Source organism: Bacillus sp. AFS073361 (assembly GCF_002567005.1).
GTDB lineage: Bacteria > Bacillota > Bacilli > Bacillales > Cytobacillaceae > Neobacillus.
The window spans coordinates 1-20254 of record NZ_NUZU01000231.1; the positions used below are offsets into that span (position 1 = coordinate 1).

A 20254-nucleotide genomic window follows, 5' to 3' on the forward strand; every position below is an offset into this window, starting at 1 on the left:
AACTTAATCGACAGTCTCGAAATTCCTCTTAATTATGAAATAGCGCTAAAAGTGGCTAAAATAGACGGAGAAATTCCGCTTATTGACTCAAAAAACGTGAAAATCCGGTCATTTTGATTTGCTTAGCCGGAAAGTTTCCGCTTATTTTGCTCAGAAGCGAGCTCTATTCTTCATTTAATCGGAAAACCTCCGCTTATTTTAACCATCATTAGTAATTCAATTAAGGATGAGACCTCTATTGTTTCAAAAAGTCATCCATAACGTTGAAACTTTATCTTAATAACAACCAAAAATTTAAAAAACAAAAAACCTCATTTACTTTTGATAAGGTTCCCCGTAATGCATCAAAATGAGGTTAGATAACAAAAAGTATGCTTTAAAAGACACGTCATTTAAATAAGAAGTCCTGTTATTATTCATTGTTGATTTTTCGTGTTGGTATGAGAATTCATAGGCGGAGAATTTCCGGCTAATGTATAAAGAGGAATCTTACGAAGCAGGAATACGCGTAGATATTCCGATTAACTGCTCTAAATAGGATAAAATCCAAAGATTGGTAATACAAACGGAAAAACTTCCTTTATTTTTAAGTAAATATGGATATTTCCCAATTTAAACGGAATTTTACCGTTTATTTTTCACAAATACAGTGAAGTCAACATTCAGTTACAACAGAGCCTTTTATAAAAAAGTGTACATGGCCTATTTTTCCATTATTCGCTGACGTGGTTTTCTTTTAAATATGAGGATGTGCTTTTTTATACACTTCGATATCATGTTGCAGATGATTTTTCATTTCTGCTTCGGCCAGATTTGGATTCTGTTGAATAATGGCCCTGACAATGCTTTCATGCTGATCAATAAAACGGATATTTTGAATTAAATCTTTAAAAATGACATTTCTGGCATACATCACTTTTGCGTCTATCGTATTGATTAAATGTAACAAAGGATCATTTACAGCTGCTTTGGCAATAATATGATGGAACCTGGTATTCAACTCAAATACAGCATCCTCATCTTGTTTAGCCCAAGCATCGCGTGTAAGACGAATGGTTTCTAATAAAGCTTCTTTCTGTTCTTCGCTTGCTCTCTCTGCGGCTAAACGTGCAGCTAAAGACTCTAAATTTTGTCTGCAGAGAAACAAGTTCAAAATTTCTTGATAGTTTGGCTGATAAACCCGGATACTCTTTCCTCTTTGCTCTAATAAACCATCTTGTATCAGCATTCGAATCGCTTCCCTTACTGGAGCACGGCTGATTTGGAAGCTCTCTGCCAACCTGGTTTCCACTATCCGCTCACCTGGTTCATATTCCCCTTGCACCAAACGCTTTTTAATAGCAGCATATAGTTGGAGATGAAGCGGATCACTTTTTATTACCTGCATCATCGTATCACACACCTCCCAGCTTATCGTAATTTATCCCCGAATTGAGTTTAATGTATCATAGTCAATGTAGACAGTCAACCGACTTTTAAACGGTCGTTTTAAACATTAAAAATAACGAAAGGGAGTGCCATTCGATACTCCCTGTTCCGAAAACCGGTTAAGAATTTATCATTTCCCTTATCCCAAAAAGTGTTCGGATATTCCCTTCTATTCGTTGATTTTCAAAGCTTGCGGATTTCGTAAACTTCCTGCAACTGCTTGTCCTACATCCTGTGTTGTTGAATTACCGCCCATATCGGGGGTAAGGACTTTGCCTTCTGTCATAACCTGTTCAATCGAGTTAAGAACCTCTTTCCCCCAATCATCATGGCCAAAGAAATCCAGTATTTGGCTTGCAGACCAAATAGATGCCAAAGGATTTGCAATATTTTTTCCGGCAATATCAGGTGCAGATCCGTGAATGGGCTCAAACATCGATGGAAACTCCAAAGTTGGATTAATATTTGCCCCGGCAGCCAGGCCTAGACCTCCGGCAATAGCAGCTCCCAAGTCGGTAATAATATCCCCGAATAAATTGGAAGTAACCACAATTTCAAAACGCCATGGCTGTTTAACAAAAAACATAGCCGCTGCGTCCACTAAGTAAGAATAGGTTTTAACATCCGGATATTCTTCTCCCACTTCTTCAAATACCTGATCCCAAAAAACCATGGAGTAATTCAGCGCATTCCCTTTGCTGATACTGGTAAGTGATTTGCCTTGCTTTCGCGCTTCTTCATAGGCATAACGGATGATTCTCTCCACACCGTTTCTGGAAAAAATACCTGTTTGCAACACCACTTCATGGGGCTTCCCTTTAAAAAGCCAATCACCTGCACCTGCATATTCACCTTCGCTGTTTTCCCTGATAACCAGCATGTCGATCTGATCACGGGAAACATCCTTGAGTGGGCAAGGCGCACCATTCAACAGCTTAATTGGACGAAGATTCACATACTGATCGAAGCCTTTGCGAATTTTTAATAAAAGATCCCATAACGAGATATGGTCCGGTACACCAGGATAACCTACGGCTCCCAAGTATATGGCATCAAAGTCTTTTAACTGCTCGAGTCCGTCCTCATCCATCATTTTCCCATACTGGGTATAATACCCACATCCCCATGGAAAATGGGTAAATTCAAACTCAAAGCCTCCATCTAATTCTGCCACTTTGTTCAGGACCTTGATTCCTTCCGTTAAAACCTCCGGGCCAATGCCATCTCCAGCGATTACCGCGATCCTATACTTTTTTTTCATGGTGTATTCTCCTAATCTTTTAGATTAAAAAGGCGGCTTCGATTATGCCGCCTTTTTTCAGATCGATTCTTGGACTTAAAACTTACCGGACAGTAAGTGACCAGCATTAGGCACCTCTGTTTTTAAGTTTAATCCCTTCAAAATTTTATAAACAGTCGAAGTGGCAGCCGATAGAACTGGAAGCCCCAGGCGGTCCTGTACCTTTTGAATGGCAGGAAGTGAAGGCATTTGAACACATGCCGATAATACAACCGCATCTGCTCCTTCAATGTTGAGGCGGTCAGCATGCTCAATAAGGTTCATTGGATTCAATCTTCCTACCTCTAAGTTATCCGGAACTTCAAGACTGATAGAATCAATGACTTCAATGCCAGCTGTATTCAAATACTCAATCACCATATTGGTTAAAGGCTTCATGTATGGCGTAATAATGGAAACCTTCTTTGCGCCTATTGTTTGGATTCCTTCAATAAGAGCCCCTGCGCTGCTGACAATTGGAGTACGTGCTCCATTTTCGTCCGTTGCATTACCAAGCTTTTCTTCTGAAATTTGGTGGTAGCCCGGGCCCTGACACATGATCGCAATTAAACATGCGTAAGCAAGTACATCACAACGAGCATCGGATAGCTCTACGGCACAACGTACACTATCCACATCCATCTTTTTCAATTCTTCAGGGTTCACATGCATCATCCGCATTCTTGAAGAATGGAAAGTAAATGTTTCTTCAGGGTTTAGCTGCTGTCTTGCTTGAAGCATGGCTGGAATTTCAGTTTCCATTGTTGTATTTGAACTTGGTACGATTAAACCTACACGATAATTTGTTGACATTGTTGTTTCCCCCTAGTAGTTAAATTAAAGTTTGCATCCCTAAACCTTATGAAGATGACCTGTTAAATTCCGATTGGTTAACGGCTTGACCATTTCGACACAAGCCAGAAGCTGTTTTAGATCAATTCCGGTTTCAATTCCCATTTCATGAAGCATAAAAACAATATCCTCAGTCGACGAATTTCCAGCTGCACCAGGTGCAAATGGACAGCCCCCAAGACCGCCGATTGAAGCGTCAAAGCGGGTTACTCCCGTTTGCAATGCAGCAACTACATTGGATAAGGCCATGCCATATGTATCATGGAAATGAGCCGTAATCATTGCTGTTGTTTGTAAAGACATAACTTTTTCAAATAAATCAAAAACCTGCGCCGGATTTGCTCGACCAATCGTATCACAGAGAACAATTTCATCCACCCCGAGGTTCTCTGCCTTTTCCACAAGATCAAGGACCAAATCTGAATCTACTTTTCCTTCAAATGGACACCAAAAAGAGGTGGCGATATTATATCGAATAAAGATATCTTGTTCTTTTGCCTTTTTGATTACAGTTTCAAAACTTTGGATTGACTGTTCTCTCGTCATTTTTACATTTTTTAAATTAAAGCTGTCACTGGCGCCTACCACAAGCGAAAGTGCTTTGATTCCACTTTCCATAGCCCGGTCGCAACCTTTTTCATTCGGAATCAGGGCCATATATTGAATGGAAGGGTCCCGGTCGATCCCCTCAAGTACTTCCTTTGCATCCTTCATTTGCGGAACATATTTCGGATGAACAAAAGAAGTGGCTTCCATTCTTTTAATCCCTGTTTTATTCAAGGCATTGATCAGTTCAATCTTATTTTCAGTAGAGATAAAAGTGGATTCGTTTTGAATTCCATCCCTTGGCCCTACTTCGATTATTTCAACTTTGTTGGGAAGATTCACTTTTATAGCCCTCCTTTATTTAAAAAATTAAGAGATTCCCAGTTTCTTTGCTAAATAGGGTTCCAATCCACCAATCTTTACCATCTCAATTAAATGCTCAGGCAGCTTTGTTCCTTTATATTCAGCTTGCTGCGTATAATTAATAATTTTGCCAGCAAGCAAATCAATCTCAATTTCGTCACCCTCCTGAATGATGGAGGTATCGGACATCTCCACTACAGGCAGACCTACATTAATGGAGTTGCGGTAAAAAATCCGTGCAAAGGAGTTCGCGACAATGGCCCCGATCTGATGGTGCTTTAACACCATTTGCGCGGTTTCACGGCTTGATCCGGAACCAAAGTTATTTCCCGCTACTATAATATCACCTGGCTGAACCTTTTCATGGAAAGTCGGGTCGATCGCTTCCATGGCATGCTCAGCCTGCTTTTCGACCGACAGGCTCATATATTGTCCAGGAGAGATGATGTCTGTGTTAATATTGTCACCATACTTCCATACACGTCCTCTGATGATGAAAGACATTTACATGACTCCCTTCAATAAATATTTTTTTGGATCTGTTATTTTTCCCTCCAGCGCTGTTGCTGCAACGGATGCAGGAGAGCCCAGGTAAACCTCGCCTTTTGGACTGCCCATTCTTCCCCTGAAGTTTCGATTCGATGATGACATGACGACTTCACCATCTCCAATAACACCACTGGTAAATCCACCACATGCACCACATGAAGGCATATTAACCACACAACCCGCTTCGGAAAAAATATTCAACAGTCCCTCTTTGCTTGCCTGCGACCAAATATATTGGGATGCCGGCACAACCAAACAGCGGATCCCTTTAGCGATTTTTTTTCCTTTTAATATTTGAGCAGCAATTCTTAAATCACTTAATCTTCCATTTGTGCATGAACCAAGATAGACTTGGTCAACCTTAATTCCTTCAACCGCGCTAATAGGATGAACATTATCCACTTCATGAGGGCAAGCAACTTGCGGCTCCAACTCTGACGCATTGTAATGGATCGTACGAACATATTCCGCATCTTCGTCACTTGCAATCAGTTCAATATCATCCGTTACACCTTTTAATTTCAGGTATTCGATCACTTTTTCATCCGGTTCAATTAAACCTGCTTTTGCACCAGCTTCCACTGCCATATTGGATAATACAAGACGCTCATCAATGGAAAGATTTCGAATAGCGGTACCTGAAAACTCAATAGCCTGATAGGTAGCACCCGCATGGCCAAGGTCCTTTATTGTTTTTAAAACCATATCTTTGGCATAGACACCTTCAGGCAGCTCACCGTCCCATACAATCTTGATGGTTTCAGGAACTTTTAACCATGTTTCCCCGGTTAATAAAACTCCGATCATTTCGGTTGAACCAATCCCAGTTGCAAATGCTCCAAGACCTCCAGCCATGCAAGTATGGGAATCCGTACCTAAAATCACTCTGCCGGGACGGACATGTCCGTGTTCTGCAATAACCTGATGACATGGCCCTTCGAACTCATAATAATACGAAAGATCATGCTCCCGAGCCCAATCACGGGTGTATTTTAAAATATTTGCCTGCTGGACGGTTGCCGGCGGTGTGCAATGATCGGATACAACGACTACCTTTTCTTTATCATGCAATTTTCCACCCAAACGCTTAAATCCGCCGTCTACGAGCCATGGTCCCAATAAATCATGCATAAGGGCAATATCAACCTGTGCCCATACAATATCCCCCGCCTTAACACCAGACTGACCAGAAGCTTTGGCAAGTATTTTTTCAGCTATCGTCATCCCCATCCCAATTCAGCCCTTTCTTTAAATAATCCCGTTGTCTTTTAGACCTTGAATCTGCTCCTTTGTTAAGCCGAGTTTCCCTCTCAATACATCCTCCGTATGCTGCCCAAGCTTAGGACCCGCCCATTCGATTTCCCCAGGGGTAGCACTCATTTTTGGAACAATCCCTGGCATTTTTAATTTTCCCAGGCCCTCAACGGCTACTTCCTGAATCATTTGCCGAGCTTGGTAGTGTGGGTCATTCAAAATATCCTCAACAGAGTAAATTGATCCGGCCGGCACCTTCGCGTTATCCAGGAATTTGAAAACTTCCTCAAATGGCAAGGACTTTGTCCAATCTTCAATAATTCCATCAAGGTATTCCGCGTGCTCCGAACGCTTGGCATTATTTTCGTAGCGTGGATCTTCCGCAATATCTTCGCGTCCCAAAGCATTCATCAATCTTTTAAAAATTGCATCACCATTGGCGCCGATTACCACATACTTTCCATCTGCACACTTATAGGTGTTGGATGGAGTAATTCCAGGCAATGTACTTCCTGTTCTTTCTCTAATGACTCCTGCACGATCAAATTCTGGAATGGTACTTTCCATTAAACTGAAAACAGATTCATAAAGGGCAACATCAATCACCTGTCCTTCATTAGTTCTATTTACATCGCGGTGATAAACAGCCATTAATGCTCCGATTACAGCGTAAAGGGCAGATAATGAATCTCCAATACTTATTCCAACACGGGTTGGCGGGCGGTCAGGATAACCTGTTATGTAGCGGAGTCCACCCATCGCTTCCCCAATGGAACCAAATCCCGGATTATCACGATATGGTCCATCCTGGCCATATCCGGAAACCCGGATCATAATTAATCGTGGATTAATTTCCTTTAACTCCTCGTAGCTCAGGCCCCATTTTTCCATTGTTCCGGGACGGAAGTTTTCTATTAAAATATCAATCTCTTTTACTAAGCTACGAATAAGTGCTTGCCCTTCCTCTTGTCTAAGATCAATTGTAATGGATTTTTTATTTCTGGATTGGACATACCACCATAGGCTTGTGCCGTTTTCAACGACACGCCATGTACGGATTGGATCTCCTTTTGCCGGTGCCTCCACCTTGACTACATCTGCGCCGAACTCGGCTAATAAACGAGAAGCAAATGGCCCCGCAATCAACTGACCCATTTCCAACACTTTTAATCCTTCAAGTGCTCTTCTTCCCATCACAGTCATCTCCTAAACTCGTTGTATTTAAATTAGAGATGCAAAAGCATCTTTCATAACAAATTTCCGTTGTACATCGTTGACTGTCGACCGTCGACGATAATAAAATTTCGGATACATTCCCACAACAAATGTCAGTGCATCCGATTTTTTGACTGCCACAGGCAGATCTTTAAGCTCATTTAAGAGGTTAAATTTACAATACTTCTCCTCGTACATTTTCGCTCAGGAAGAGAAGTATTGTCAACTGCAAATTTTATTAATTTCCGCTTGTCAGCTGTACACCTTTTGTTTCCGGTATAGCCAAAACAAGGAAGGCAGCGGCAAAGTAAGAAAGTGCTGCGGTTGTAATAACAACAGGATAGGAGAGTCCCCCCGCAAGGAGCTTAGGAATAATCACAATTCCCGCAATAGCTCCCACTCGTCCAAAGTTAAAACAGAAGCCTGCTGCGGTTGAGCGAATACTTGTTGGGAATAACTCAGAATACCAAGCCCCAAAGCCGCTGAAGTAGCCTGTAAAGAAACCAAGCAATGCTGAGATAAATCCCAGAATCATAACGTTTGAACCAGTTAAAATCAACTTTCCATCAGTTAACGGCATGTGGCTTGATACATACGTGAAGACTGGCACGATTACTGTCATTCCCAGGAAAAAGAACATAAACGATTTCCTGCGGCCGATTTTATCAGCCATGTAACCGTATACAATATACCCAATCATTGCCCCGACACCAGTCCAAATCAGGAAAACAGGAGCCATATCGATACGAATACCCAGCACTTTTTGAAGATATGTAGGGACAAATGTGAAAATAATCCAATATCCCAACATTCCAAGAACAGAAACAGCAAGTGCAAGTAAAGTAATTTTTAAGAATTCAGGTTTAAAAATTGTTCCGAGACTGGCTTTATTTGCATTGTTCTTGATAAAGTCGCGGTTTGCAATCCAAACTGGAGATTCTTTTACAAAGAAAGCAATATACAATACCGTAGCAAAGGCCGGAAAACTGGCAATCATGAAAAGATTTCTCCATGATTCAGGATCTGTTGGATTTAAAATGGACCAAGCGAAAATGGCGGCTAAAAGGTTTCCACCTGCCCAGCCCGTTTGCATGAAGGAGATTGCCTTTGCACGTTTCTCAGGCGCCCAAACCTCCGAAATCAGCGCTGCAGCTGCGGACCAAAGTCCACCGACAGCAATACCAACGATAAAACGATAAATATTTAACTGTACAACGCTATCAGCTAAACCACAAAGGAATGTTCCAATTCCGTAAGCCAAAACCGAAATCAAAAGCGTTTTCTTTCTTCCAATATGGTCAGAGATATTACCTAGGAAGTATCCGCCAATCCCTGTCGCTAAAAGGAACCAGGCAACAGTACCAACGACAGCACTAATATCTACTTTAAATGATGCAGAAATTGCCAAAATAACAAATCCAAAAATACCTGCGTCAAGTGCATCAAAAAGCCATCCCAACCAGGATCCAAATAATGTTTTATATGCACCCTGCGGTTTTTGTGGCTGAATAGCCGGTTGTGAATTGGACTGTGCCAGTAAAGGTTTTGCCATAAAATGTTGCCCCCTGTGTTGAATAATGATTTGAGTGTTTGTAAATCATTTTCAATATGATTTTGCGTTTCTCTTTCTGCCTTTTCCCTGCTAAAGCATCAAAGATAGTTGAGGTTCTTTTATAAGAATTACTTTTCGAACATTCCCCTTAAATCCGCAATTCCTTAGGTAAGTAACTTTCCCGCTGCTAATTATGCCAGTTAAGGAGATTCGTTGACTATTGTTGGAAGCATCAAGTACTCTCTCATCGAAATCAATGTTCAATTAAACTCTTTGTTTCAAATCTCCTTTTACCTCCTAGCTTCGTTTGTTGCATCCAGGATTTTGTTCTATTATAACCACAAAACGACTCCTTTCTATAAAATCAATTTGAAACCGATTTCAATTAACTGAATTTAATATAATACATTTTTTGTCGACGGTCAACAGTCATCATAATAAAAATAGAGTATTTTCTAAATTTTTTAAGATATTAGATTTCCTCTTCGAAACTATTCATTCTTGTGCTTTATTTGAACTTTCCTCTTTTCTACCAACGTTTCATAAGTTACCCTCAAACTAATTTATATAATTTTCAAGGATAAAAGCTTTGATAAAATAATTTATTATGGTGTATTTATGTACTTTGATTCGGATGAATACGCCCAACAAGCAATCAGCGAATTAAAACGCGTAGCAAAAAAAGCTATCTTCATTGGTGATCTCCCTATGCGTTCACACAGGCCAGAAAATAACTTGTATAAAAAAGACGACTTTTCTGATTGGGTCCTAACAGATGGTTTTTATGACCCATACCGAAAAGATCGATTTAATGCAAACTTGTTTCTTTAGAAAAACCACAGTGACAGTTCTCGCACCAATTAAAAAAACAAGAAAAGGTCATCAAGGGCGATTGTCGATGACCCAACCCTGTTGGAAAAAGAAGAAATGGTATAGAATCCTTGGATTATTTTTTGCCAATTTACCAAAACCTCATTTACTTATGATACGGTTCACCGCGATTAATCCGAAAGGCTCGATAAATCTGCTCGACGAGGATGAGCCTCATCAATTGGTGGGGGAAGGTCATCCGTGAAAAGGAAAGTTGTTCATTCGATCGTTTAATCACTTCCTCACTCAACCCCAGCGATCCGCCAATCACGAAGGCGATTTTACTTTTTCCATAGGTTGCTTTTTTTTCTAGTGAATCCGCTAGTTCTTCGGATGATCCTAACTTACCTTGAATCGCTAGTGCAATGACATATGTATCTTGGCTAATCTTTGCCAAAATTCGTTCGCCTTCTTTTTGCTTTACTTGGACCATTTCTAACTCACTTAATACTTCTGGTGCTTTTTCATCAGGAACTTCAATCACGTCGACCTTTGCATAAGCCGTCAGCCGTTTTAAATATTCCTCAATACCCTGCTTTAAATATTTCTCTTTTAATTTGCCAACCGTAATAATCGAGATATTCACAATCCACAGCCCTTTTCACTTTATTACAAACAGTTTACAAACAAGATATCCACAGAAGTTATCCACATATTCACATTTTTTATCCACATCTTGTATGGAATCACTTGTTCGCCACAACATATGTCGCTTGATTTTGACAATATTCACAGTGTGTTGATAAGTTATCCCCATCTATTTTCGATAAAACTGGAAATGTCTCAAATTCATCCACAATATCATCTAAGGCAATATCCACATGTTCCTCACAGCTATAAATCATTTTCATCCGTCAACCTTTCTTACAGTTATTATTTACTATTATTGTTTGCACGTTAATCGACTGTCATACAAGATCCCTCAATAACTTATACATAATACCACAATTAAAAACAGGAAAGTGACTAGGTCACCTTCCTGCTTTTTATCAAACATTATTGAGTTGTATCAGCTGATAAAGTTAGAGTCGTTTGCTTCAACTTTCCATCGCGGTAAAATTTAATCTTCAATTGCTCACCGATTTTCTTTTTCTGGTACAAATGTTTCCGAAGATCAATGACATCATTAATTTTTTCCCCATCCATTTCAACAATGACATCTAATTCTTGTAAACCGGCTTGCGCCGCTGGCGAATTCGGTACCACTTGTCTTAAGGCGACTCCATAATTGATATTTCGAGGTAATTTCAATGCTTCTTCTTGGTAGTAGGCAGGAATTTCAGAGACTGACTTTAAATCAACACCCATGTATGGACGCTTAACAGATCCAAACCTTTCAAGGTCATCAATGATCGGCCGTGCCGAGTTAATCGGAATCGATAAACCAATTCCTTCTACAGCATTTTGGGCAATCTTCATGGAGTTAATTCCAACAAGCTGGCCCGCAATATTAATCAATGCCCCGCCGCTGTTACCAGGATTGATTGCCGCATCTGTTTGCAGTACTTCTGCATTCCAGTCAATGATCCCATCTTGATTAATATCAACAGGAATCGTCCGCTTTAGTCCAGAGATAATACCTTGGGTGACTGACCCTGAGAAGGTCGCACCAAGCGGATTTCCGATGGCAATGACCGGTTCACCTATTTTTAAACGATCGGAATCACCAAATTCAGCTACCTTTTTAATCTTGGCCGCATCAACCTCAAGTACTGCTAAATCGGTCCATACATCACTGCCGAGCAGTTTAGCAGGAATTTTTGTTCCATCACTAAAGCTTACCTCTAGCTTTGCTGCTCCTTCAACTACATGGTGATTCGTCACAACGTAAGCCTTTCCTCCTGCTTTCTTGTAGACCACACCTGAGCCCGTTCCGGCTGCTTCTTCTTGTGTCGGCGCTTCTTCATCAGACCAAAAGTTTGATGACTGGATATTATTAATTCCGACAACGGCATCGGCAGCCTTATCAACTGCTTTCGTAGTGTTTGTGTTCACATCATAGGAAATTTGTTTTTGAGTGAAATTCTGATTCTGATTATCATTATTGGTCGTTGATTCTACAGCATTGTTTTGATTTGTTTCAATTTGATAGGGAAGAATTCCACGATTTGATAGGGCAGGGATAGAAATAACAACTAGAATGGCTCCAAGGATGGCCCCAACGATACTGGCAAGGAAAACCCCGCCTCTATTTCCTTTCCGTTCCCTGAAGCGGTTTTGTGAATGATCATCATAATAACCCACTTTACACCATTCCTCACTTTCCGAAAGATTCCTACCGTTTATTTTGGCTTATAATTACAATTATACTCGCTCTTCTTTAAATTACTAATTAATTACTATGTATTAATAAAAACTTACTACTTTGTTCATAATTTTTTAATAAATCGTTCTGTGTTAAACTAGTCTGTTGATTTCCGTTCCAGGATGCTCTTCACGGGGAGGGAGTCTCGCACCTTCCGCTCGCTCCAATCAATATGGTGCCATAAAAAAACGAGGTACCTGTCATAAGGCACCTCGTTCGTTTAACTAGATTACACAGCTGTTAATGCTGTTGGGATTTTCGGGTCTGTGTCGTAGAGTCCGAATTGTTCACCGACAATCAGCCCTCGCTCTTGAAGGGTTTGGGAAACTGCCATTTTGGCTAAGTCCTTCATGTTATTGTCCATGCTTAAATGGGCAAGATAAATTCGCTTGGTTTGATCGCCAATGACATCACTCATTGCTAAAGCTGCATCCTCATTGGAAACATGGCCGACATCACTTAAAATCCTACGCTTAATATTCCATGGATATCTGCCCATCCGCAGCATCTGCACATCATGGTTGGATTCAAAAATATAAACATCGGCATTCGAAATGGTGCCCTTCATTCGGTCGCTAACATATCCTGTGTCCGTGATAAGAACGAGCTTTTTCCCAGAATGGTGGAATACATAAAACATAGGCTCCGCCGCATCATGGGAAACCCCGAATGACTCAATATCAACAGAACCAAAACTCTTCACTGTTTCCATATTAAAAACAAATTTTTGTTCCGTTGGAATGGCACCGACTGAACTTTCCATGGCCCGCCATGTTTTTTCATTCGCATACACAGGCAAATGGTATTTACGAGCAAGAATCCCAATCCCTTTAATATGATCACTGTGTTCATGCGTTACAAATATTCCGGAAAGCTTACTAATATCGCGATCGATTTGTCCAAAAAGTGCCTCCATTTGCTTGCCGCTAAATCCCGCATCCACAAGAAACGAATGCTCATCAGACTCTACATATAGAGCGTTTCCTGTACTGCCGCTTGCAAGAATGCTATAACTTAAAGACATACAATTTCACTCCACTTTACTTTTTTCATCGCTATTAAATTGAATAATCTGCCCTTCAAATGCGTTCACAAATAGACTCTCCTTGCCATTGACCTCAAAGCGCCATGTGGGCGCTAATACTTGGGAAGCTGCCAACTGAATGAGTGTGGAATAGCCAAGTTCAATCGTGGTGATATTGCTCTTCGACTTCAACATCCCCTTCTGATGTAAGGTTTCAATCGCCTTTAACGGCGCCAAAATCTCTTCCTTGGCCGTTAACTTTTCCATCTCCACCAGGTAGGTTTGATCATAGGAAACAATTTGGTTCTTATCACCAATTTTAAATGTAATCATCCCATTTATATTTTTAAATAAAGGGACACCGTCTGACGTCTGGTAGTAGGTGATGGATTGTTCCTTGTCACTTTTCTCGCCAAATTGATAATCCTCACCAAAAAGGACATTGTCATTCATAAACGTAGATAACTCAGCGGGTTCAAACTTTGCCTTGATTTTAATCGGCTTTTCTAGTGTGACATGGAGTGTGGTCGTTCCTATACCCCTTATGTCCTCAGATTTTCCTTTCAGCTTATCCGTATCAACTTGAGTAAACACCTTGGGCTTGGCACTAAGATACTGGGCTTTAATCGGATCCTTAGGAAAGTCTTTATACGTGATTTCATCTGCTTTTAACTTTTCTTCAAATGAGGCCTCAGAAATGACCTCATATTTATTAGCATCGCGTATTTTCATGAATTGATATAAGAGATACACATCTAAGATTAAGAAAGTGATAATAAAAATAGTTTTTATCTTACTCCAATCCATGCTGTGATCCTCCTAGGTCTTCCATCGTAATCTGTCCCCATGATTTATCATAGCGATAGAACCAGGCGGGTTCTAAGACAATTAGTTTATTTTCCTTTGAATCCCGTTCCATCCGATAGCCTAAGATCATATCCTCAAGCAGGCTCGGCTTAAAATTCTTTTTGTTTTGTAAAAATTTCAAAGCATCATGTCCTGAAGGACGGGTCACCTTTACCATCTCTGTGGTTAAAGGGAGCTCTAAGGCTATGTTTGGGCGAATATACTTATTGATCTCATCGCGTCCCCAAACCTCACTAATTTCAGTCATGCCATTTCCATTAAAGACAGGGTAGCCTTCCATACTATATAAGCGGAAGGTGACGGTATGGGTATATTCATTTTTATCAACATAGCGATAAGGGTCTGTCCAACCTCCATGTTGATTGACAAAATCAATGCTTCGTTTCACTAACTCATAAGAAGTGTTGATAAAGTTCTCTTCTACAGTCGGATTGACGTACCTGAGGAGATTACTTTCAAAATTCACCGTCATTTTACTAGAATCGTTTGTGTACTCCTCACCTGATGGGACAAAACTCTTTTGGACAAAACTAGGGTCGCTAAAAAGCGCTTCTTTGAATTCTTCAGAATCAAGGGTAACAGGCAAATATTTATAGGTCATCATCTCTGTGACCGCCTCGGGCAGGAAAATAGTCCGTTTTTCAGATGCTTGATAAGCAAAATAACGCGGATATTTTGCTGCCTTCAAATAAAAATTACGGTTAAACTCATTTAAATTTGCAGAAGAGATGTGACTAATATAAACTTGTTCGCTCTCGGTGGAAACAAAATAGACAATCCCATTTTCCTTTGCGGAATTCTCTGTATTAATAATGATTCGATTGAAGTTGAAGGCAGGTATCTTTTTTCCTTCAATATTTAATACACTGCGATATAACTCAATCGGGACATCACCTGGAAAAATAATTTCCGTTTTACCTCTGTCATGGATTAATTCCTTGATGTCTTTGACCTCATTCGTATACTTTTTCACATCAAAGAAAGTCCAACTGCTGAGTTCCTTAATCACCTTGTCCATTTCATCTGTGTTTTTGGTCCCGTAATGCTTGCCTTTGAAATGGTAAAGAAGCTGGTCAGGTCTGACAATTTTTTGAACCCCTTGTTTTTCACTTAACGAGACCTCTTTTACATAGTCGTTGCTTTTCATCGTTTCATAATTCGGTTGGTACGTCCAAAGGTTCCAAGTTAGCAAAATACTGACCATAACTAGTACGATTAGAATTCCTGATTTAATATTCTCGTATCTCATGACCATTCATCCTCTTCAGAACGTTCATATGGGAGTGAAAAGGAGATTCTTGTTCCCTTTCCTTCCTCACTTGTTGCCCAGATTGCCCCGCCATGAGCATTGACCATTTCCTTAGCAATCGCCAAACCTAGGCCTGTGCCGCCTAATTTCCGCGTTCTCGCTTTATCCACACGATAAAAACGGTCAAAGATATTTTTAATATTCTCTTTTGGAATTCCAACCCCTTGGTCTGAAATGCTCACAATAATTTTATCGTCCATCTCTTTCATCGAAAAAGTGACTTGGCCGCCTTCTGGCGAGTACTTTAACGCATTGGAAATAATATTGTATAAAACCTGTGTCATTTTATCTTCATCCACTTCAACAAAGATCGCATGCTTTGGCAGCTTTCGCTTAAAGGTAACATTTTGCTCCTTTGCCATTTCAAACCTGTCAATAATGCGGTCAAAGAAATCAACAAAGTTAACCCACTCAATCGTCAATCGATAATCCGTACTATCCATTTTTGAAAGCTGGAGCAGGTCATTCACTAGACGAATCATTCGTTCTGTTTCAGTCCGCGTCACTTCTAAAAAGTTCGGAGCAATCTCCTCATCCCGCCAGGCTCCATCTGCGAGCGCCTCTAAGTAACTCCTCATCGTTGTCAGCGGTGTCCGCAGCTCATGGGATACATTGGCGACAAACTCTCTCCGTTCCGCATCAATTTTTTCTTGGTCGGTAATATCATGCAGAACGGCAATTAAACCATTGACAAAGCCTGTCTCTTTTTGAATTACGGAGAAATTGGCACGCAGAAAATACCGTTCCTTTTTCGTACTATAATCTAAAATAATGGAATCCTTTTCTTCCAATAAGTCTTCAAAGGAATTCGTATCATCTAAATCTAATAACTCTACAATGGGCTGGGTCAGCACTGTTTCACGTGAAACATTCAGCATTTCCGCCGCCGGTTCATTAATTAAGATCACGCGGCCTTTACGGTCAGTGGCGATTACACCATCGGTCATATAGGACAAAACAGTGGAAAGCTTTCTTCGTTCCCCTTCTGTCATCGCCTGTGCTTCCTGCAGTTTCTTCGTTAAATTATTAAAGGTAATCGCCAGTGTCCCTATTTCATCATTGCCATAGACCTTAACTTTTCTTGAAAAATTCCCCTTGGTCATCGCGATCGCCTGCTTCTTCATATCAGCAATCGGCCTAGTGATCGTTTGTGCTAACAATATACCCAGCAATGCGGTAATAGATAGAGCAATCGCCGTACCCGTAGCAAAAATCTTATTGATTGTTTTCATTTGCTCAAAGACATTCTCAATTTTAGCTACCAAATAAATGGCACCGATAACCTTTTTCCCCGACTTAATTGGTGTTGAGAGGACCCATATCCGATGTCCTGTTTGTTTATCGATATTAATGGAACTTTGGTCCTCTTCTAAAACCATAGATTGCTTCACTTGAAGTTTAGTGGTTCGTTGACCAACCACTCCTTGGTTACTAGGATGGGAGGTCCCAAGGATTTTTAGGGAGCCATTTTCAACTACCTGAACTTCTGAAATATCACCTGCACCAAAATCCCTAAGGATTTTCTTGATATCTTCTTCGAGTGTTGGATCTTCAGGCGTTCTCTCCTTCTCCATTTCCTCGACAATATTATAGGCCAGCAATTCAACCCGCTGTTTTAACGATGTTTGGAAGTTGGTCCGTAAGGTTTCCTCCAACTGTTTGACAAAATAAACACCGATAATTTGCATCGCCACTAATATAAGGAGGACATAGATGATAACGAACTTTACGTGTATAGAGCGAAAGAAACCAACCTTCTTCATTCCTTTTACTCCTGTTCAGGATTGCGCAAATAGTATCCTACCCCGCGCCTGGTCACAATCCATGTTGGATGGCTAGGGCTGTCCTCAATTTTTTCCCGCAATCTTCTCACTGTTACATCGACTGTCCTGACGTCACCATAGTAATCGTAACCCCAAACGGTTTGTAAAAGGTGTTCCCTGGTCATTACTTGGCCGATATGTTTGGCTAAATAGAATAGCAATTCAAATTCACGGTGGGTCAACTCAATCGTTTCACCGCGCTTTGAAACAATGTAGGCATCAGGATGAATAGTCAGTGAACCTATCTCGATTTCATTCGTTTCAGATTCATCATCTGCCGGTGCCAGAATTTGTTGGTGACGACGTAAATTAGCCTTGACGCGTGCAATTAGTTCTCTAGTGCTAAACGGTTTCGTCACATAATCATCTGCACCCAACTCAAGTCCTAAGACTTTATCAATTTCAGAGTCCTTTGCCGTCAACATGATAATCGGCATTTCATACTTCTTACGGACTTCACGGCATACTTCCATCCCATCACGTAAGGGAAGCATAATATCTAAAAGGATTAAATCTGGCTGTATTTCTTCGACCAATTCAAGTGCTTCATTCCCATCATAAGCGCAATAAACAACGTATCCTTCTTTTTTCAAGTTAAACTGGAGAATATCAGCAATTGGTTTTTCATCATCAACAACAAGAATTTTCTTTTCCATACCATTGCTCCTTTTCAATTTTTCACTTTCATCTATTTAATAAAATAAGACTAGAAGTCATAACTATACTATTTTACTGTATCATGTTATTCACATAAATTCACCTATAACCAATTGGTAAGGCTGGAAGATTAAAAAGCGCAAGCGCCCGTTTAGCGGCGTATGGACTGGAGCACTCCAACCGAGATAAAGGAAACACGAAGAGCGTAAGCGATTCGATGTTGACTTATCGTAGGGCGGAGAGCGAAGTACACTAGCCGCTGGGCGCTTGAGCTGGATTCAGAGAACCACCTCCAATTTATTCTAGTTTTTTTATAACCATAATAAAAGCCTCTAGCATTAAGCTAGAGACTCATCTTTTATCTTAAATAAGAAAGTGGGTTTACCAAGCTGCCGTTTTTATAGACTTCAAAATGCAAGTGAACACCTGTAGCATCTCCTGTAGCTCCCATGATTCCAATGGCGGAACCCTTGGAAACTCTCTGACCTACCTTAACCTTAAGTGAAGACATATGGCCATATAGTGTGCGGTAGCCATTTCGATGGTCAATGATAATCTTATTACCATAACCGCCTCCCCAGCCCGCAGAAACAACCACGCCATTATCAGCTGCCTTGATCGTTCTGTTGCTTGGTCTAGCAATATCAATCCCTTTGTGCATTCTTCCCCATCTAGGACCTTGCTTACTTGAAATATAACCACCAACCGTTGGCCATGCAAAGGTGCCGTCACCGCGTGATGGAGTTACCTTTGTTCCTTTGATGACAATCTCATTAACAGGCTGTTCAAGGATCGTTTCATTTTCCTCATCCTTGTTTACGGTTGCACCATTTTGTTCGGAAATTTTATAGGTAACGGAGCGAGCACCGTTTTTACCTTCCTGTTTTACCTTTGTTTTCCCTTTTGACAGAGATTTGTCCTCAATTACATCCTTTTTATAAGGAATTTCTTCCTTTTTGTTTACTTCTTTATCAACCATTACTTCAATAAACGGTTTTGGAACGGTGATATTAATTTTCTTGCCAACCTTTAGGAGTGTATCTTTAGTAAGTCCAGGATTCACCTTTAGGATGTCAGCCATCTTCAAATGGTGATCTTGGGCAATGATTTCAAGTACATCTCCTTTTTGGATCGCATATTTCTTTTCTGTTAGCGTCCCTTTTTGTAAAAAGGTTACTGCCTCTTCGACTGACATAATTTTTTCTGGAGCCGTATTTTCATTTGAAAAAGAAACATTTTTAGAGAGTCGTACGTCTAATAAGCGAGACTCATTTTCTTTTAATGCCGGTAAGTTTGTATTATCTGAAGCTTTTCGGTCCTTTAGATCCGCTAATTGATCCTCAGGCACGTATTGATGAATCAGTTTCTTCATGACTTCTTCCGCTGTCTTTTGATTTTCTACATAAGCAATTGGTTTCCCGTCAATCACGATGGCAGACGCTTCTGTTTGAAGCTGGAAGATATTTCGGATGGTCTGAACTGTTTCTGTTTCCGTTTCAGCCGTTGGAAATACTTGATATGGAACGTCTTGAATTTGCTTCATAAAATCAGGATCATCGGCCTTTTCAGCTAAGATTTTATTCACCACATTTTTATCCGTAACATTACCTATATATGTACCTTCAAGGTAGACATGATAATCCTTCGATGTTTCTGATGAATCAGCAAATGCAACTGGACCATTACTAAAGGCAATCAGTGATGATGCCATGGTAGTCACCATTGTCGTTTTCAGTAAAAACTTTTTTGTTTGTGATATTTTATCTAAAAAAAACATTTTTCCTCCCTAAACCACGGTAAAACCCTCTTAATCTATTTTTTTGCAATTAAAGAATTTCCCAGAATTTTAGACCTTCTTCACTTTATCATAACTTTTTGTAAATAGATTAATAGTCTTTATACTGTAACAAAACTGTATAATTGCTGACATTTTCAGCAGGGGGGAATTGGTCCTTTTGGTAAAAGGAGGTAGTAGGAGCATAAAAAAAAGAAGCCTGCATTTGCAAGCTTCCTTTTTTTATGGCTCAGGACGGAATCGAACCGCCGACACAAGGATTTTCAGTCCTTTGCTCTACCGACTGAGCTACTGAGCCACTTATATGGCGGTCTGGACGGGACTCGAACCCGCGACCTCCTGCGTGACAGGCAGGCATTCTAACCAACTGAACTACCAGACCAATATTAAATTGATTGTCAACAAGGAGACCGTCCTTGCCAGCCATTTGCTGACAATCAAAAGCCATGACCCCTACGGGATTCGAACCCGTGTTACCTCCGTGAAAGGGAGGTGTCTTAACCACTTGACCAAGGGGCCATATATTGAAAGTTATTTTGCTAAAGCAAAAAACTATGGTGAGCCAT

The 20254-nt window shown here is 40.5% G+C and carries 18 protein-coding genes and 3 tRNA genes; 1 reads left to right on the top strand and 20 read right to left on the bottom strand.

What is annotated here, in order from left to right; translation table 11 throughout:
* Positions 1 to 736: 736 nt before the first annotated feature.
* From COJ96_RS27900 to COJ96_RS27935, 8 genes are all read right to left on the bottom strand, one after another.
* Complete coding sequence (locus tag COJ96_RS27900) at positions 737 to 1390, bottom strand: GntR family transcriptional regulator (protein WP_098576953.1); 654 nt, start codon at positions 1388 to 1390, stop codon at positions 737 to 739.
* A 207-nt stretch (positions 1391 to 1597) separates the two neighbouring features.
* Entirely contained in the window at positions 1598 to 2689 is a 1092-nt protein-coding gene (locus tag COJ96_RS27905; RefSeq protein ID WP_098576956.1) for a tartrate dehydrogenase, read from the bottom strand.
* A gap of 75 nt (positions 2690 to 2764) precedes the next feature.
* The gene (locus COJ96_RS27910; RefSeq protein ID WP_098576958.1) at positions 2765 to 3520 is read right to left on the bottom strand and encodes a maleate cis-trans isomerase family protein; all 756 of its coding nucleotides are present in this window, start codon (positions 3518 to 3520) and stop codon (positions 2765 to 2767) included.
* 39 nt (positions 3521 to 3559) lie between these two features.
* Positions 3560 to 4447: a hydroxymethylglutaryl-CoA lyase gene (locus COJ96_RS27915; protein WP_251459686.1), complete on the bottom strand. Its 888-nt coding sequence runs from the start codon at positions 4445 to 4447 to the stop codon at positions 3560 to 3562.
* Positions 4448 to 4474: 27 nt separating this feature from the next.
* Positions 4475 to 4972 carry a LeuD/DmdB family oxidoreductase small subunit gene (locus tag COJ96_RS27920; RefSeq protein ID WP_098576964.1) on the bottom strand — a complete coding sequence of 166 codons (498 nt, stop codon included), beginning with the start codon at positions 4970 to 4972 and terminating at the stop codon, positions 4475 to 4477.
* Entirely contained in the window at positions 4973 to 6247 is a 1275-nt protein-coding gene (locus COJ96_RS27925; RefSeq protein ID WP_098576967.1) for a 3-isopropylmalate dehydratase large subunit, read from the bottom strand.
* An 18-nt stretch (positions 6248 to 6265) separates the two neighbouring features.
* The gene (locus COJ96_RS27930; protein WP_251459688.1) at positions 6266 to 7465 is read right to left on the bottom strand and encodes a CaiB/BaiF CoA transferase family protein; all 1200 of its coding nucleotides are present in this window, start codon (positions 7463 to 7465) and stop codon (positions 6266 to 6268) included.
* 259 nt (positions 7466 to 7724) lie between these two features.
* A complete protein-coding gene (locus COJ96_RS27935) occupies positions 7725 to 9038 on the bottom strand; it encodes an MFS transporter (RefSeq protein WP_098576972.1) in 1314 nt (437 codons plus the stop codon).
* Between the two features lie 618 nt (positions 9039 to 9656).
* On the opposite strand from COJ96_RS27935, the gene COJ96_RS27940 reads away from it, so the two are divergent.
* Positions 9657 to 9869: a hypothetical protein gene (locus COJ96_RS27940; RefSeq protein WP_098576975.1), complete on the top strand. Its 213-nt coding sequence runs from the start codon at positions 9657 to 9659 to the stop codon at positions 9867 to 9869.
* Between the two features lie 145 nt (positions 9870 to 10014).
* Here COJ96_RS27940 and rlmH read toward each other — a convergent pair whose 3' ends face one another.
* The 12 genes from rlmH to COJ96_RS28000 all read right to left on the bottom strand — a co-directional run bounded on the left by rlmH (position 10015) and on the right by COJ96_RS28000 (position 20207).
* On the bottom strand, positions 10015 to 10494 hold the full coding sequence (gene rlmH / locus COJ96_RS27945) for a 23S rRNA (pseudouridine(1915)-N(3))-methyltransferase RlmH (RefSeq protein ID WP_098576978.1): 480 nt from the start codon (positions 10492 to 10494) through the stop codon (positions 10015 to 10017).
* Between the two features lie 100 nt (positions 10495 to 10594).
* Entirely contained in the window at positions 10595 to 10759 is a 165-nt protein-coding gene (locus COJ96_RS27950) for a CxxH/CxxC protein (protein ID WP_373561756.1), read from the bottom strand.
* Between the two features lie 145 nt (positions 10760 to 10904).
* A complete protein-coding gene (locus COJ96_RS27955; RefSeq protein WP_098576981.1) occupies positions 10905 to 12152 on the bottom strand; it encodes a S1C family serine protease in 1248 nt (415 codons plus the stop codon).
* A gap of 290 nt (positions 12153 to 12442) precedes the next feature.
* The gene (locus COJ96_RS27960; RefSeq protein ID WP_026568079.1) at positions 12443 to 13237 is read right to left on the bottom strand and encodes an MBL fold metallo-hydrolase; all 795 of its coding nucleotides are present in this window, start codon (positions 13235 to 13237) and stop codon (positions 12443 to 12445) included.
* A 6-nt stretch (positions 13238 to 13243) separates the two neighbouring features.
* On the bottom strand, positions 13244 to 14044 hold the full coding sequence (locus tag COJ96_RS27965) for a two-component system regulatory protein YycI (protein WP_098576984.1): 801 nt from the start codon (positions 14042 to 14044) through the stop codon (positions 13244 to 13246).
* Positions 14031 to 15353 (bottom strand): YycH family regulatory protein, encoded by a 1323-nt coding sequence (locus tag COJ96_RS27970; RefSeq protein ID WP_098576986.1) that lies wholly within the window; start codon positions 15351 to 15353, stop codon positions 14031 to 14033. The genes COJ96_RS27965 and COJ96_RS27970 overlap by 14 nt, the downstream gene beginning before the upstream one ends.
* A complete protein-coding gene (walK, locus tag COJ96_RS27975) occupies positions 15350 to 17176 on the bottom strand; it encodes a cell wall metabolism sensor histidine kinase WalK (protein ID WP_098576989.1) in 1827 nt (608 codons plus the stop codon). The genes COJ96_RS27970 and walK overlap by 4 nt, the downstream gene beginning before the upstream one ends.
* Before the next feature lie 5 nt (positions 17177 to 17181).
* Positions 17182 to 17892: a response regulator YycF gene (gene yycF, locus COJ96_RS27980; protein ID WP_098576992.1), complete on the bottom strand. Its 711-nt coding sequence runs from the start codon at positions 17890 to 17892 to the stop codon at positions 17182 to 17184.
* A 359-nt stretch (positions 17893 to 18251) separates the two neighbouring features.
* Entirely contained in the window at positions 18252 to 19670 is a 1419-nt protein-coding gene (locus tag COJ96_RS27985) for a peptidoglycan DD-metalloendopeptidase family protein (protein ID WP_098576995.1), read from the bottom strand.
* Positions 19671 to 19913: 243 nt separating this feature from the next.
* Positions 19914 to 19986 (bottom strand) — tRNA-Phe (locus COJ96_RS27990).
* Between the two features lie 7 nt (positions 19987 to 19993).
* Positions 19994 to 20070, bottom strand: a tRNA-Asp gene (locus COJ96_RS27995).
* A gap of 65 nt (positions 20071 to 20135) precedes the next feature.
* Positions 20136 to 20207, bottom strand: a tRNA-Glu gene (locus COJ96_RS28000).
* Positions 20208 to 20254 lie beyond the last annotated feature (47 nt).

What these genes read in the sequence shown, in the direction of transcription:
- COJ96_RS27900 (WP_098576953.1), bottom strand. Translation starts at nt 1,390, where the DNA reads ATGATGCAGGTAATAAAAAGTGATCCGCTTCATCTCCAACTATATGCT.
- COJ96_RS27905 (WP_098576956.1), bottom strand. Translation starts at nt 2,689, where the DNA reads ATGAAAAAAAAGTATAGGATCGCGGTAATCGCTGGAGATGGCATTGGC.
- COJ96_RS27910 (WP_098576958.1), bottom strand. Translation starts at nt 3,520, where the DNA reads ATGTCAACAAATTATCGTGTAGGTTTAATCGTACCAAGTTCAAATACA.
- COJ96_RS27920 (WP_098576964.1), bottom strand. Translation starts at nt 4,972, where the DNA reads ATGTCTTTCATCATCAGAGGACGTGTATGGAAGTATGGTGACAATATT.
- COJ96_RS27925 (WP_098576967.1), bottom strand. Translation starts at nt 6,247, where the DNA reads ATGGGGATGACGATAGCTGAAAAAATACTTGCCAAAGCTTCTGGTCAG.
- COJ96_RS27930 (WP_251459688.1), bottom strand. Translation starts at nt 7,465, where the DNA reads ATGGGAAGAAGAGCACTTGAAGGATTAAAAGTGTTGGAAATGGGTCAG.
- COJ96_RS27935 (WP_098576972.1), bottom strand. Translation starts at nt 9,038, where the DNA reads ATGGCAAAACCTTTACTGGCACAGTCCAATTCACAACCGGCTATTCAG.
- COJ96_RS27940 (WP_098576975.1), top strand. Translation starts at nt 9,657, where the DNA reads ATGTACTTTGATTCGGATGAATACGCCCAACAAGCAATCAGCGAATTA.
- COJ96_RS27950 (WP_373561756.1), bottom strand. Translation starts at nt 10,759, where the DNA reads ATGAAAATGATTTATAGCTGTGAGGAACATGTGGATATTGCCTTAGAT.
- COJ96_RS27960 (WP_026568079.1), bottom strand. Translation starts at nt 13,237, where the DNA reads ATGTCTTTAAGTTATAGCATTCTTGCAAGCGGCAGTACAGGAAACGCT.
- COJ96_RS27965 (WP_098576984.1), bottom strand. Translation starts at nt 14,044, where the DNA reads ATGGATTGGAGTAAGATAAAAACTATTTTTATTATCACTTTCTTAATC.
- COJ96_RS27970 (WP_098576986.1), bottom strand. Translation starts at nt 15,353, where the DNA reads ATGAGATACGAGAATATTAAATCAGGAATTCTAATCGTACTAGTTATG.
- walK (WP_098576989.1), bottom strand. Translation starts at nt 17,176, where the DNA reads ATGAAGAAGGTTGGTTTCTTTCGCTCTATACACGTAAAGTTCGTTATC.
- yycF (WP_098576992.1), bottom strand. Translation starts at nt 17,892, where the DNA reads ATGGAAAAGAAAATTCTTGTTGTTGATGATGAAAAACCAATTGCTGAT.
- COJ96_RS27985 (WP_098576995.1), bottom strand. Translation starts at nt 19,670, where the DNA reads ATGTTTTTTTTAGATAAAATATCACAAACAAAAAAGTTTTTACTGAAA.